This is a genomic window from Acidisoma sp. PAMC 29798 (genome assembly GCF_030252425.1).
GTDB classification, from domain to species: Bacteria; Pseudomonadota; Alphaproteobacteria; order Acetobacterales; family Acetobacteraceae; genus Acidisoma; species Acidisoma cladoniae.
This window is the reverse complement of the sequence record NZ_CP126994.1, coordinates 2622541-2636534: the sequence shown is the minus strand read 5'-3', so window position 1 is coordinate 2636534 and position 13994 is coordinate 2622541. Positions and strand designations below refer to the sequence as shown.

The following is a 13994-nucleotide window of genomic DNA, read 5'->3' as shown; positions in this document are numbered from 1 at the left end:
TGGCTATGGGATGGTCTGCCGGCGTGACGCGTGGCGGATACGAAGAATGACCAAATCCTCGCCGCTTATCCGGTAACGGATGATATAGGGGTAACAAGACGCGACCTCCCGCATGCTGGTGCCGCGAACAGGCCTTCCGCGATACGGGAAATTGATCAGACCATTGCCAGTCGCGATGAGGTCCGCAGCCACCGTGACCGCAGCATAGGGATTGAACTGCTGTATGTAATCGCGGATGGCTTGAAGATTCGCGAGCGCTGGCTCGGTCCAAACGATGTCAGTCAAAGGCGCTACGGGATCGGGCGCGGCAGTTCGTCAGATGTTCCCCACGACTTCAGCCACTCGATGACCCTAGCGTGAGACACGACGCGACCGGCAGAGCAAGCCGCTTCCGCTTCGTCATCAAGCCGGGCCTCTAGAGCCTCATCAGGTTCAACATCAAAAATCGACTTTTGCTCGGTCATACCCACCTTCCAATTGGCCGAGGTATAGCACACCTCTGCACCCGCCCAATCATAAGGAACGCGCGTCATGAGCCAGACCCAGGAATTCACTTACCTCCATACCATGCTCCGCGTCAGCGATCTGGAGCGCAGCATCGCCTTCTACACCGAGCATCTCGGCATGAAGGAGCTTCGCCGCACGGACGTGCCCGACGGCAAATATACCCTCGCCTTCGTGGGCTACGGCGACGAGACAACCCATACCGCGCTGGAACTGACCTATAACTACGGCGTCGATCACTATGAGCCGGGCACCGCCTTCGGCCATCTCGCCCTCGGCGTCTCCGATATCTATGCGACCTGTGAGAAGCTGCGCGCCGCCGGCGCCAAGATTTCGCGCGAGCCGGGGCCGGTGAAATTCGGCACCACCGTCATCGCTTTCATCGAAGATCCGGACGGCTACAAGATCGAACTCATCGAGCGTCACTGAGGTCCACGTGAGGATCGGGCTTCAAGCCCCGATTCTCAAACGATTCTGTCGTCTACGAGTCGATGGAGGGATGATGAGCGTGGCGTTAAGGTCACGCTCATCGCTGCCCGTTGCAACCCCTGCGATTCGTCTTCCAAAAACCCCGCAACCTCGCGTAGTCTCGTATCACCGTGCGCCCTGCGCCGATGACGCAGACCTGTCAATAAGCAACATCTGGTTGCTCTAAGACAGTTTGCCTACTACATCTTGGGTAACGGCGCCGTCATCGACAGATCGGCGCTTCCGCAATCCAAGGCTGATAAGGACCGATCGTCATGCGCTTCGAGAGGGAATTGACCACGGACGCCGACGGTCGCTACGGCGACATCGCGTTCGCCCGCACCACCAGCGAAATCCGCAATCCCGATGGGTCGGTGATCTTCCGCCTCGCCGATATCGAGGTACCCAAGGCCTGGTCGCAGGTCGCGTCGGATGTTCTGGCGCAGAAGTATTTCCGCAAGGCGGGCATCCCGGCGGCCCTCAAGCCGGTCGAGGAGGCCGGCGTGCCGAGCTGGCTGCGCCGCCATGTGCCCGATCAGGACGCGCTGGCGAAGCTCCCCGAAGCCGAGCGCCTGACCGGTGAGACCACGGCGCGCCAGGTCTTTGACCGTATGGCCGGCACCTGGACCTATTGGGGTTGGAAGGGCGGCTATTTCGACACCGAGGCTGATGCCCGCGCTTTCCGTGACGAGCTGTGCTTCATGCTGGCCAAGCAGATGGCGGCGCCGAATTCGCCGCAGTGGTTCAACACCGGGTTGCATTGGGCTTACGGCATCGACGGTCCCGCTCAGGGCCACTTCTACGTCGACTCCGCAACCGGCAAGGTTGTTGAGTCCACCAGCGCCTATGAGCATCCGCAGCCGCATGCCTGCTTCATCCAGTCGGTGTCAGACGATCTGGTGAACGAAGGCGGCATCATGGATCTTTGGGTGCGCGAAGCCCGCTTGTTCAAATACGGCTCCGGCACCGGCTCCAACTTCTCCAAGCTGCGCGGCGACGGGGAGCGTCTGTCCGGCGGCGGCCGGTCCTCCGGTCTGATGAGCTTCCTCAAGATCGGTGACCGCGCCGCCGGCGCCATCAAGTCCGGCGGCACCACCCGCCGCGCCGCCAAGATGGTCTCGGTCGATGTCGATCATCCGGATATCGAGGCCTATGTCGATTGGAAGGTCATCGAGGAGCAGAAGGTCGCGGCCCTGGTCGCCGGCTCCAAGATGACGAAGCGCCAGTTGGACGGCGTGGTCTTCGCGTGCCGTGACGCGACCGCCGATCTGGGCGATGGCGCCTATGACGTGACCAAGAATTCGCTGCTGAAGGCCGCCGTGCGAAAGGCCAAGGACTGCGCGATCCCGGAAAACTATATCCGCCGCGCTATCGAAGCCGCGCGCCAGGGCGAAGAGAGCTTTGCCTTCCGCACCTATGACACCGATTGGGATAGCGAAGCCTATCTGACCGTCGCCGGCCAGAATTCCAACAACTCCGTCCGGATCACGAACGACTTCGTGCAGCGGGTGCTGGACGATAAGGATTGGAACCTCATTCGCCGCACGGATGGCAAGGTTCACAAGACCCTGAAGGCGCGCGCGCTGTGGGACCAGATCGGCGCCGCCGCATGGGCCTCCGCCGATCCAGGGGTGCAATACGACACGACCATCAACGAGTGGCATACCTGCCCGGCCGGTGGACGCATCAATGCGTCCAATCCCTGCTCGGAATACATGTTTCTCGATGACACCGCCTGCAATCTCGCCTCGCTGAACCTGCTCGCTTTCCGGCGCGAAGATGGCCATTTCGATACGGCGCTGTTCACGCATGGCGTGCGGATCTGGACCGTGGTTCTGGAAATCGCCGTGCTGATGGCGCAGTTCCCCTCCAAGGAAATCGCCCGCCTGTCCTATGACTATCGGACGCTCGGCCTCGGCTACGCCAATCTCGGCGGCCTGCTGATGGCAGCCGGCCTGTCCTATGACAGCGATGGCGGCCGTTCGATCTGTGCCGGCATCAGCGCCGTCATGACCGGCGTCGCCTATCGCACCTCGGCCGAGATGGCAGCCCAGCTCGGTGCCTTTCCGGAATTCCCCGCCAATCGGGAGTCGATGCTGCGGGTCATCCGCAACCATCGCCGCGCGGCGCAGGGCGGCACCGAATCCTATGAGGACTTGACCGTAGCGCCGGTACCCTTCCTGCGCGCCCATTGCCCCGATCCCGGTCTTGCCGGTGCCGTCGCCGATGTCTGGAACGAGGCGCTGGCGATGGGTGAGGCCTACGGCTATCGCAATGCTCAGGTCAGTGTGGTGGCCCCCACCGGCACCATCGGTCTGGTGATGGATTGCGACACGACCGGCATCGAGCCGGACTTCGCCCTCGTGAAGTTCAAGAAGCTCGCCGGTGGCGGCTATTTCAAGATCATCAACCGCATCGTGCCCGATGCGCTGGCAACCCTCGGCTATACGGCCGAGCAGAGTGATCGCATGATCCGCTATGCCGTGGGCCATGCGACCTTGACCGGCGCGCCCGCCATCAACCAGCAGAGCCTGACTGCCAAGGGCTTCGGCGCGACCGAGTTGGAGAAGGTGGAATCGCAGCTTCTCGCCGCCTTCGACATCAAGTTCGTCTTCAACAAATGGACGCTTGGGGAGGACTTCCTCACCGGCACGCTCGGCCTGAAGGCGGAAGCGATCGCCGCGCCCGGTTTCGATCTGCTAACGGCACTCGGTTTCACGCGCGCCCAGATCGAGGCCGCAAACACCTACATCTGCGGCGCGATGACGCTGGAAGGCGCGCCGGAACTCGATCCCGCGCATCTGTCGGTCTTCGATTGCGCCAACCCCTGCGGCCGCATCGGCGTGCGTTTCCTCTCCGCCGAGAGCCACATTCGCATGATGGCGGCATCACAGCCCTTCATCACCGGCGCGATTTCAAAAACCATCAACATGCCGAACGCGGCCACGGTCGAGGATTGCAAGCAAGCCTATCTGCTGTCCTGGCGCCTCGGCCTCAAGGCCAATGCGCTCTACCGCGACGGCTCCAAGCTCAGCCAGCCGCTGTCCTCGATGCTGATCGATGACGCGGATGAGGCGGAGGAGTTGATCGCCATGAACCCGACGGCGCAGGCCACCGTGATGGCCGAACGGATCGTGGAGCGCGTCATTCATCGTGCCGAGCGTCGTCGCCTGGCGGATCGCCGCAAGGGCTATACGCAGAAGGCCTCGGTCGGCGGCCACAAGGTCTATCTGCGGACGGGCGAATACGAGGATGGCAGCCTCGCCGAGGTTTTCATCGACATGCACAAGGAAGGCTCCGCCTTCCGCTCGCTGATGAACAACTTCGCCATCGCCATCTCGATCGGCCTGCAATACGGCGTGCCGCTGGAGGAGTTCGTGGAGGCCTTCACCTTCACGCGCTTCGAGCCCGCCGGCATGGTGCAGGGCAACGAGGCCATCCGCATGGCGACCTCGATCATCGACTATATCTTCCGCGAACTCGCCATTTCCTATCTCGCGCGCAATGATCTCGCGCATGTCGATCCGTCCGACCTGATGCCGGACACGCTCGGCGGCGGGGAGACGGAGGGCAATCTGCCGCGCACCGGCAGCCAGACGGCGGAGGAGGCGCGCTCCGCGCTCGCCGGTATCCAGCGCGATGTCAGCAAGGGGTTCGTGCGCGGATCCTCGCGCTTGGCGGCAACGGCCGTTGCGATGGCACCGACGGGGGACGATCGCGCCAGCCGGATGCGGGAAGCGAAGGTGAAGGGGTATGAGGGCGATAGCTGCCCCGAATGCGGCAACTTCACCATGGTCCGAAACGGCACCTGCCTGAAATGCGTCACCTGCGGCAGCACCAGCGGCTGCTCGTAGAAGTTCTCGTCATGGCACGCGAAGGCGTGCCATCCACGTCTTGCCTGTGGGACCCAAAGAAGACGTGGATGCTCGGCCTGCGCCGAGCATGACATCCTTTGTGGCCGGTGGCCGTCACGCGCTACCGTCTTATGACAGACGCGTGACGGCCACTCGCCAAACCCGCGGCCGCTGGCGTATCAGGAGACGCTTGCGGAGGATAGAATGAACGCGATCGATCAGACCGTTACGAACCAGACCGGGCCGCATAAACCTGCGGCCCAGCAGAGTTTCGGCACCGACGGCATCAAGCCAATGAGCCGCCCCAGCCTCACCACCCGGGCCATCATGTCCGTCGTCGCCTGGGTCGAGCGCTTGAACCTTCGTTGTTCCAAGGTCGGCAATCCGCCGGTCTATGACCTCGCCACCTTCCCCTGGGCCTATCAGATCGAACGCGAATGGCAGGCGATCCGCACCGAGCTGGATCACGTGCTGACGCGCAAGAATGAGCTGCCGGCCTTCAGCGATATCTCGACCGACGTCGCCACCATCAGCACCGACCAGGGCTGGAAAACCTTCTTCCTGACCGGCTATGGCAATACCTCCGCGCGCAACACCGCCCTCTGCCCTGAGACCTGGCGCATCGTGCAGACGATCCCTGGCCTGCGGACGGCGATGTTCTCCATCTTCGAGCCCGGCAAGCATCTGCCGGCGCATCGCGGCCCGTATAACGGTGTGCTGCGGCTGCATCTCGGCCTGAAGGTGCCGCCCCATCCCGACAAGATCGCCATCCGCGTCGACACCGAGATCTGCCATTGGCAGGAAGGCCGCGCCCTGATCTTCGACGACGCCTTCGAGCATGAGGCCTGGAATCATTCCGATGAGACGCGGGTGGTTTTGTTCGTGGATTTCGACAAGCCGCTGCGCTTCCCGGCAAACCTGTTCCACAAGGCGCTGCTCAGTATCGCAATCTTCACACCCTTCATTCGCGAAGGCGTGGAAAACCACTCGGCCTGGGAAAAGAAGTTCTATGCGGAGGCGGAAGCCTTGCGGAACGCCAAGCCTGTTACTCACTGATCTCTCAACGACAAAGGCACGCGCTTATGACGATGAACGTCAACGGACGGACTGCGGATCACGACATCGAGTCGATCTTCCTGGAGCGCTGGTCGCCCCGCGCCTTTACCGAAGAGGCGATCCCCCAGGCAGACCTGATGTCGATGATCGAGGCCGCGCGTTGGGCGCCGTCCTCCTACAATTCGCAGCCCTGGGTGTTCCTCTATGCCATTCGTGGGACCGAGCATTGGGACAAGTTCCTGGACCTGCTGAACGAGTTCAACCAGAGCTGGGCCAAGCGCGCCGGCGCGCTTCTGGTGATCGCGTCCAACCCCATGATGCAGCCGCCGGGCGCTAAAGAAGCGGTGCCCTCGCATAGTCATTCATTCGACGCTGGCGCCGCCTGGGCGGCCTTTGCGCTGCAAGGCTCGAAGCTCGGCTGGCACTGCCACGGCATGGCCGGCTTCGACATGCCGCGCGCCGCAGCCGAACTCGGCCTGCCGGCCGGGTATCGCGTCGAGGCAGCCGTCGCCGTCGGCAAGCTCGGCGACAAGTCGATCCTGCCCGAGTTTTTGCAGGGCCGTGAAATGCCGAGCCCGCGCAAGCCGGTCGCCGAGATCGCCTTCGAAGGCGGCTTCCCGGCGTGATTGCACGCGCCGCCGACCGGCAGAGACTGCTCTCTCTGCCCAAGGCGGAGATTCATGTTCACCTCGAAGGCTGTTTCGAGCGTGCGCAGATCGTGGCTCTGGCGGCGGAGGCGGGGGAACCCCTGCCGCGGCCGCCAGAGGCGCTGTTCACCTTCCGCAACCTCAGCGAGTTTCTGGGCTTCCTCGACTGGAGTTGCGGGCTGGTTCGCACCTCCGAGCAGATCGAGACGATGGCCTATGATTTCAGCCAGCGCATGGCCGATAATGGCGCGGGCTATGCCGATGCCATCATCAATCCCACCCATTGGCCGGCCTGGCGTGACCGGCTGCCCGAACTGATCACCGCCCTCGACCATGGCTTCTCGGCGGCCGAGATGGACGGTCTGCCGCCGGTCGGCGTCTGCCTCAGCCTGTTGCGCCATCAGACGGCCGATGAGGCGACCGAGTTGCTCGACATGATGATCGACCTCGCCAATCCGCGCATCGTGGCGCTGTCGATCGATGGGAATGAGGCTTCGGCCGGCCGCACCGGTCCGCGGTTTGCAGACGCCTTCCGCCGCGCCGCGGAGGCCGGGTTCCGTCGCACTGTCCATGCCGGCGAATCGAGCGGTCCGGACGGCATTCGGGACGCGATTCATCTGCTGGGTGCCGAGCGCATCGATCATGGCGTGCGCGCGCTGCAAGACCCTGCGCTGATGGATGAATTGCGTGACAGGGGCATTCCGCTCGACATCACGCCGACCAGCAATGTGACCCTCGGTCTATTTGCCAGCTATGCGGACCACCCGATCGACAAGCTGCGTCGCCACGGCATTCCCGTCTCGATCGGCAGTGACGATCCGGCCCTTCTGGAGACGACGCTCGTCGACGAATATGTCCGGCTTGTGGAGGCCTTCGGCTGGGGCGATGACGAAATCCGAGCCATGGCGCGCACTTCGGTCGAGGCGTCCTTCGCCCCGCCCGAGGTGAAGCGGGATTTGTTGGCGAAGCTGGCGGTTTGGTAACGGAGCTGCTGTTCGTACTGCTTCGTCGCCCACCCCATTATCCGTCATTCGCGGACTTGATCCGCGAACCTACCCGTTTTGGCGCCATGACGGCGTGTGGGCGCCGCAACGGGTAGATCCGCGCATCAAGTGCGCGGATGACGGTGAGGGGGCGGTGGCATTTGTCATCGCCGGATGACGATGCGTTTAAGACGATGCTCCGATGGCCTCCCCCGCCGAGAAGCCACTCGCCCAGGCCCATTGGAAATTGTAACCGCCCAACCAGCCGGTCACGTCCACGGCCTCACCCACGAAATACAACCCCGGCACCGTCCGCGCCTCCATCGTCTGCGACGACAGCGCGCGGGTATCGATGCCGCCGCGCGTGACCTCGGCCTTGGCGTAGCCTTCGGAGCCCGAAGGTGTCAGCCGCCAGCGCTTCAGCCGCTCGGCCATCGCCACCAGCACCTTGTCCGCCAAACCGCCGATCGGCGCGGCCTCACCGTCCGGTGCAAGGGCCTGCGCCAGGCGCTGGGGCAGAAGCTCCGCCAGCGCCGTCCGCAACTCAATGCGCGGCCGCTCCCGCTTGCGCGCCAGCAACAGCGACGCGGCATCTCGATCCGGCACAAGGTCGATCGTCAGGGCCTCGCCGGCACCGATATAGCTCGACGCCTGGAGGATCGCGGGACCCGACAGGCCGCGATGGGTGAACAGCATCGCCTCGCGAAACACGGTCTTGCCGATGCTCACCAGCGCCACCAGCGAGACGCCCGACAGCGCCCGCATCATGGCGACCTCCGGCTCGTTGAAGGTCAGCGGCACCAGGGCAGGCAGGACAGGTGTTACCGGCACGCCGAACTGTGCCGCGACCTCATACGCGAAGCCTGTTGCGCCCAGCTTGGGGATCGACAGGCCGCCCGTGGCGATGACCAGCGCGGCGGCTCTGATGCGGTTCTGGCCCGTCTCCACGACGAAGGCGCCATCATGCGCGATGCTCCGCACCGCCTGCCCGAGGCGCATCTCCACGCCCGCCGAACGGCATTCCGCGACCAGCATCTCCACCACCTGCTTGGCCGAGCCGTCGCAGAACAATTGCCCGAGCGTCTTTTCGTGCCAGGCGATGCCATGGCGATCGACGAGGGCGATGAAGTCGGCGGGCGTATAGCGGCTGAGGGCGGATTTGCAGAAATGCGCATTGGCCGACAGGAACCGCCCTGCCGGTGCGACGCGGTTGGTGAAGTTGCAGCGACCGCCACCGGATATCAGGATTTTGGCGCCCGGTGCCGCGCCATGGTCCAGCAGCAGCACGCGCCGGCCGCGTTGGCCGGCTGTTATCGCCGCCATCAGCCCGGCAGCGCCGGCCCCGATGATGACGGCGTCAAATGTCTCCACGCTAGCCTTCCAACAAATGGCCGAAGGCGCGGAAGGGCCGCAGTCGGTCGCAGATGATCTTGAGGATCGCCAGCATCGGCACCGCGAGAATGGCGCCCGCTACGCCCCACATCCAATACCAGAAGATCAGCGACAGCATGACCGCCACGGGATTGATGGTGAAGCGGCTGGCGAGCAGCATCGGCGTGATGATCTCGCCCTCCGCCACATGGATGGCGAAATACAGGCCGGCCGGCAGCACCGCGATCCAGACGAAGCCTTCGGTGACCAGACCGACGGCGAGAAACAGCAGGATGCCGCAGAACGGCCCGAGGATCGGCACGAAGTTGAGGCAGAAGGCGACGACGCCCCAAAGGATCGGACCCGGCACGCCGCAGATCCACATGACGATCGCCGTGCCGCAGCCCACGAGGGCGTTGATGATGGTGATCGTCAGCAAATAGGCTGAAAGGTCCTTCTCCATGTGCTGGGAGATTTCCACCGCCTCGCGCTTGTCGTCGAAACGCGGCAGCACTTCCACCAGACGGCGCAGAAAGGTTTCACCGAAGACCAGCAGGTAGAACAGCACCAGCAGGGTTTCGAGAAGATTGGACGCGACGGTGCCGGTGCCACTGAACACGGCGGTGACCATACTGACGGGATGGGACAGGAAGGAGTCGCTGCCGGCGCCGGACAGATGCACGCCCATGCTGTCGAGCGTGTTCTGGATATGGTCGATCGGCGCTTGCAGGACGGCGAAGCGCTTTTTCAGCATCGGCCAGGCCTGCGGAATTTGCGTCGCCCAACGTGAGGCCGGGCTCGATAGCAGCATGCCGAGACCGACGAACACGCCCAATAAAAGAGCGATCGAGACGAGCGCGCCGACCGCCTTGGGAATGTGAATACGCTCCAACACCTTCACCAGTGGCTGGAACAGCAGCTTGAGCACCAGAGCGAGGACGACGGGCAAAACGATGTCGCGCGCGACATAGAGGCAGGCGAGAATGGCAATGAGCGTCAGGATGCCGAGGAACACGGTCTGCGGGCTGCGCGGCAGCGGCATCTCCGCGCCACGCGGGTCAGCGGCGGGCGGCTCGGCGACCAGGCCGAGCTTCTGTTCCAGCGCACCACGTGCCGCGTTTGCGTCGGGGTCCTTGATGACGTCGAGCGCCGAAGGTGTCGGCATTGATGGCTACCCCGCGCAAGGCCGGCGACCGGCCCGGTAAGACAAGAGCGTGTATGTGGGGTTAAACAGCGTGGATTGATAGCCGGGGCCGCCGATCGTACCGATCAGGCTATCGACCGCCGTCTGGTCGGGTGTCGTCATCAGGCCTATCCTTGCGCGCGTGTGACGGAGAAAAGACATGATCGAAGACATCGACGCCGACAAGGTTTGGCAGGCGCTGCAGGCCGATCCTCAGGCGCAACTGGTGGATGTTCGCACCGACGCCGAGTGGAATTTCGTGGGTGTTCCGAACCTCGCCGACCTCAATCGGGAGGTCGTTTTGATTCCCTGGCAGGTCTATCCGACGATGCAGCGCAACGGTGCGTTCATCGATCATCTGCGCCAGGCCGGCATTGCGCCAGAGACGCCGACCTATTTCATCTGTCGCAGCGGGGCACGTAGCATGGCAGCGGCGCAGGCGGCTGCGGCGGCGGGTTTCACCACCGTGTTCAACGTTGCGGAAGGCTTTGAGGGGCCGCCCGATGCGCAGGGCCATCGCGGTCAGGTGTCCGGATGGAAAGCGTCCGGCCTGCCGTGGCACCAAAGGTAACACGCTCGCGCGGGTGACGAGGCTTGGAAGGCGGATAACGCTGCGCTCATCCGCCCTACACCTTCCACCCTACATCGCGTACAACACACGGATGACGACCAGCCACGGATAGCGTGTGTCGAGCACAGTGCCGTCCGTCTGCGCGATCATGCCCTGGTCCGTCACGGGTACATGCGTCAGCGCCACCGCATCCGCCACATTGCCGCCAATGATGCTGATCTGCCCCGGCTGACGGGCGACGACGATGCCGCAATGGCCGGGGAAATGTCCGGCCGGCAAGTCCGCGTAATGCAGTTTTTCAGCAGCCCCGCGGCCGAAACAAATCAGGTCGCCCAGTTGCGGCGCGTAGCTTTCCGGTGGCTCGGCCTGAAGGGCATATTGCCCCAGGTTGGTCGCCGTCTCCTGCGCTGCCGCATTGATATAATCGCTGTGTGATTCGGAATAGGGGAAGCTCGGCCCGGCACCGGCCATGCGCATCACGAAGGAGATGAAGGCGGCCGACCACGCATAGTGGCCATCGTCTTCCGGCGCGAATTGCGCGCCCGTCTCATCATGCTTGCCTGTCCAGCCGATGGCAGCGTCGCTCTGGTTCATGCCGAGCCACCAATAGAGCCCGACACGCTGCCAATTGCCGTCCTGCCGCTCCGCTTTGGTGTTGGGATCGGGCGGCAGCTCGGTATGCGGATCGTCATCGTACACGACCTGGCCCCAGGCTCGCCATTCGCCGAGTGCGAAGGCGACGGCTGCCTCGCGCGAGAAGGGCTGATAGCAGCCGCGCACGAAGGGCGGTTCCTGTGCGTCATCCACCTGCGCGACGCAGGCCGACAATGACTGCGGTGCGCGTGCGCCGGTCGCGACCGCGTGCGGCAGTTTGGTGGCGCAGGCGCCCAGCGCCAGAACGCCGCAGAGCAGCGGCGCTGCGAGCGTCCAGCGCATCGGCGTCACGCGCGTTCGGGAAACAGCGACAGCAGACCTTCGGGGCTCGCATCGCAGCAGCCGCGCTCGGTGATCATGCCGGTCACGAGACGCGCAGGCGTGACATCGAAGGCGGGGTTGGCGGCGCCGCTGCCATTGGGTGTCACTTGAATGGTGGCGAGAGAACCATCCGCCATTTGCCCGGTCATCAAGGTGACTTCCGTGGCCGATCGCTCCTCGATCGGAATCTCCCTCACGCCATCGGTGATGGTCCAGTCGATGGTCGTCGAAGGCAGCGCCACCCAGAAGGGGATGTCGTTGTCATGCGCCGCAAGCGCCTTGAGGTAGGTGCCGATTTTATTGGCGACATCGCCGCCGCGCGTCACCCGGTCGGTCCCGACGATCACCATGTCGACTTCGCCATGCTGCATCAGATGGCCGCCGGCATTGTCCGCGATCACCGTATGCGGCACGCCGTGGCTGCCGAGTTCCCAGGCCGTCAGTGCCGCGCCCTGGTTGCGCGGGCGCGTTTCATCGACCCAGACATGGATGTCGATGCCGGCATCATGCGCCATATAGATGGGCGCCAGCGCGGTGCCCCAATCGACCGTGGCGATCCAGCCGGCATTGCAATGCGTCAGGACATTGACGCGCTTGCCCGGCGTCTGGCGCGCGCGGATGAGGTCCAGGCCATGGCGGCCGATCGCTTCGTTCTGCGCCACGTCTTCATCCGCGATAGCGGCGGCTTCTTCATACGCGACCGCGACGCGATCCTGGGGCCGGGTATTGCGCAGCCGCGTCAACATCCGGTCGATCGCCCATTGCAGATTGACGGCGGTCGGGCGAGTACCGGCCAGCATGGCGGCGTCGCGCTCCATGGCGTCGGTTGACGCATCTACCCGGAGCGCCAGGCACAGGCCGTACGCGGCGGTGGCGCCGATCAGCGGCGCGCCGCGCACCTGCATCGTGCGGATGGCCTCGGCGACCTCCGCGACCTGCGACAGGCGCAGGATCGTCAGCGACCACGGCAGCTTGGTCTGGTCGATGATGCGAATGGACCAGCCGTCCTCGTCGAGCCAGAGGCTCCGATAGGCGACGCCGTTGATCTTCATGAGGTGCTTTTCATCCTGAGTAACCCGCGACCCGGTGATGCAACACCGTGATCAATGTGAAAAGGCGTCTCGCCGTGTCGAGATCAAGATCCACCTTGTTGCGCAGCCGCTCCGCGACCAGCGCGGCGCCCTCGTTGTGCAGACCGCGCCTGCCCATGTCGATGGCTTGAATGCGCGCCTCCCGCCCGTCCTGAACCGCGACCGCATAGCTGTCGAGCAGCATGACATAATCCTTGATCAGGCGGCGCAGCGGCCCGAGCGCCAGGCCGATCAGCGTCACCGGCTGCATCGCTTCGTCGCGAATATCGAACAGCAGCCGACCGTCCCGCACGCCGAGGATCAGCACGAAGGGGCCGGCACCGGCGTGGCGGGGCGCGAAGTAGTTTCCCGCCTCAAGATCGCGTACTGCCTGGGCGCGATCTCCCTCCACCATCGGGGGCAGATCGATCACCACATCATCCGCGAAGGTCACGCGCGACAAATGCGGGGTGAGGGCGTCATTCATCCGGCTGGCGATCCAGACCGAGCTTCAGCAGCACGCCGATCATGCCGCCCTTCACCACCGGAAGAAGGGCAAGCGTGAGGACGGCCGCGAGGGGCAGGAATATGACTCCATAGGCCCAGAGCGGAAGATCGGTCGTTGTCTCGAGAATGAGGATGATGGGGATGATGATATGCAGCAGCACCAGCATGGTGATGTAGGGCGGCGCATCGTCCGATGGATACAGACCCAGCGGCGCGCCGCAGTAGGCGCAGCTCGGCATGACCTTCAGATAGGCACGGAACAGTTTCGTCTCCCCGCAGGCGGGGCAGTGTTTCGCCATGCCGCGCAGGATCGCCGTCGTCATGCCGGGCAACGGCCAGGCGGACTGTTTCGGCTCTCGGTTCGGTCGCCAGTGTACGGGACCGTTGGCGTCTGGCATGGGGGTTCTGCCCATCATTGTTGCGGCAAAGCACGCTGCGATACATCACGACTTCAGGAGCGTCGCGGTCACGAGACAGGGTCATCCTTCGCACCGATCGCCCGGCTTCTTCTAGAAGAAACCGGGCGGCGAAGAAAGGAACTCGACGCTGTGACCAGATCGGGGTCTTGCGAATCGGTGACGGCACGGCGCGCAGGCCCGTTCGCGGGTGGTTGGACGGAGATTTTCGTGCGCAGGTCCAGAACCCGTCCGTCGTGACCGATTGCGCGCGGCGCACCACGCCCGCGTGCCGCACGAGGTTTCAAAGGTCGTGTTGAAGTCTTGATGTTTGAAAGCCTGTCCGATCCGGAACACGACCGACTTCCGCCGCTTCGCGCGCCTGGGGCGATCGGCTCGACAGTTCGGTT

15 protein-coding genes are annotated in these 13994 nt (G+C 64.0%); 6 read left to right on the top strand and 9 right to left on the bottom strand.

The features are described 5' to 3' along the window. Positions 1-3: 3 nt before the first annotated feature. The gene (locus QP803_RS12775) at positions 4-285 is read right to left on the bottom strand and encodes a type II toxin-antitoxin system RelE/ParE family toxin (protein ID WP_284943858.1); all 282 of its coding nucleotides are present in this window, start codon (positions 283-285) and stop codon (positions 4-6) included. Between the two features lie 5 nt (positions 286-290). Beyond that, on the bottom strand, positions 291-464 hold the full coding sequence (locus QP803_RS12770; RefSeq protein ID WP_284943857.1) for a CopG family transcriptional regulator: 174 nt from the start codon (positions 462-464) through the stop codon (positions 291-293). Positions 465-531: 67 nt separating this feature from the next. Between QP803_RS12770 and gloA the strand changes: the two genes are divergently transcribed. The 5 genes from gloA (at position 532) to add (ending at position 7512) form a co-directional block, all read left to right on the top strand. Beyond that, positions 532-933 carry a lactoylglutathione lyase gene (gene gloA / locus QP803_RS12765; RefSeq protein ID WP_284943856.1) on the top strand — a complete coding sequence of 134 codons (402 nt, stop codon included), beginning with the start codon at positions 532-534 and terminating at the stop codon, positions 931-933. Positions 934-1247: 314 nt separating this feature from the next. Then, the gene (locus QP803_RS12760; RefSeq protein WP_284943855.1) at positions 1248-4826 is read left to right on the top strand and encodes a vitamin B12-dependent ribonucleotide reductase; all 3579 of its coding nucleotides are present in this window, start codon (positions 1248-1250) and stop codon (positions 4824-4826) included. 204 nt (positions 4827-5030) lie between these two features. Beyond that, positions 5031-5882, top strand: a complete 852-nt coding sequence (olsC, locus tag QP803_RS12755; protein WP_284943854.1) for an ornithine lipid ester-linked acyl 2-hydroxylase OlsC — start codon at positions 5031-5033, stop codon at positions 5880-5882. A 26-nt stretch (positions 5883-5908) separates the two neighbouring features. Beyond that, complete coding sequence (locus QP803_RS12750; RefSeq protein WP_284943853.1) at positions 5909-6508, top strand: nitroreductase family protein; 600 nt, start codon at positions 5909-5911, stop codon at positions 6506-6508. Then, a complete protein-coding gene (gene add / locus QP803_RS12745) occupies positions 6505-7512 on the top strand; it encodes an adenosine deaminase (RefSeq protein WP_284943852.1) in 1008 nt (335 codons plus the stop codon). Before QP803_RS12750 ends, add begins: the two co-directional genes overlap by 4 nt. 186 nt (positions 7513-7698) lie before the next feature. On the opposite strand, the gene QP803_RS12740 is transcribed toward add, so the two are convergent. Genes QP803_RS12740 through QP803_RS12730 form a run of 3 tightly spaced genes read right to left on the bottom strand, consistent with a single transcriptional unit; the run spans position 7699 to position 10189 of the window. Further along, positions 7699-8883 (bottom strand): BaiN/RdsA family NAD(P)/FAD-dependent oxidoreductase, encoded by a 1185-nt coding sequence (locus tag QP803_RS12740; RefSeq protein WP_284943851.1) that lies wholly within the window; start codon positions 8881-8883, stop codon positions 7699-7701. Position 8884: 1 nt separating this feature from the next. After that, a complete protein-coding gene (locus QP803_RS12735; protein WP_284943850.1) occupies positions 8885-10048 on the bottom strand; it encodes an AI-2E family transporter in 1164 nt (387 codons plus the stop codon). A gap of 6 nt (positions 10049-10054) precedes the next feature. Then, a complete protein-coding gene (locus tag QP803_RS12730; RefSeq protein WP_284943849.1) occupies positions 10055-10189 on the bottom strand; it encodes a hypothetical protein in 135 nt (44 codons plus the stop codon). Positions 10190-10226: 37 nt separating this feature from the next. On the opposite strand from QP803_RS12730, the gene QP803_RS12725 reads away from it, so the two are divergent. Continuing rightward, positions 10227-10637 (top strand): rhodanese-like domain-containing protein, encoded by a 411-nt coding sequence (locus QP803_RS12725; protein ID WP_284943848.1) that lies wholly within the window; start codon positions 10227-10229, stop codon positions 10635-10637. A gap of 69 nt (positions 10638-10706) precedes the next feature. Here QP803_RS12725 and QP803_RS12720 read toward each other — a convergent pair whose 3' ends face one another. The 4 genes from QP803_RS12720 to QP803_RS12705 are packed head-to-tail and all read right to left on the bottom strand — an operon-like array spanning position 10707 to position 13587. Beyond that, on the bottom strand, positions 10707-11573 hold the full coding sequence (locus tag QP803_RS12720) for a DUF2272 domain-containing protein (RefSeq protein ID WP_284947903.1): 867 nt from the start codon (positions 11571-11573) through the stop codon (positions 10707-10709). Positions 11574-11578: 5 nt separating this feature from the next. After that, positions 11579-12664: an S-methyl-5-thioribose-1-phosphate isomerase gene (gene mtnA / locus QP803_RS12715; protein WP_284943847.1), complete on the bottom strand. Its 1086-nt coding sequence runs from the start codon at positions 12662-12664 to the stop codon at positions 11579-11581. 10 nt (positions 12665-12674) lie between these two features. Beyond that, positions 12675-13169 carry a UPF0262 family protein gene (locus QP803_RS12710; protein ID WP_284943846.1) on the bottom strand — a complete coding sequence of 165 codons (495 nt, stop codon included), beginning with the start codon at positions 13167-13169 and terminating at the stop codon, positions 12675-12677. Next, on the bottom strand, positions 13162-13587 hold the full coding sequence (locus QP803_RS12705) for a DUF983 domain-containing protein (protein ID WP_284943845.1): 426 nt from the start codon (positions 13585-13587) through the stop codon (positions 13162-13164). The genes QP803_RS12710 and QP803_RS12705 overlap by 8 nt, the downstream gene beginning before the upstream one ends. Positions 13588-13994 lie beyond the last annotated feature (407 nt).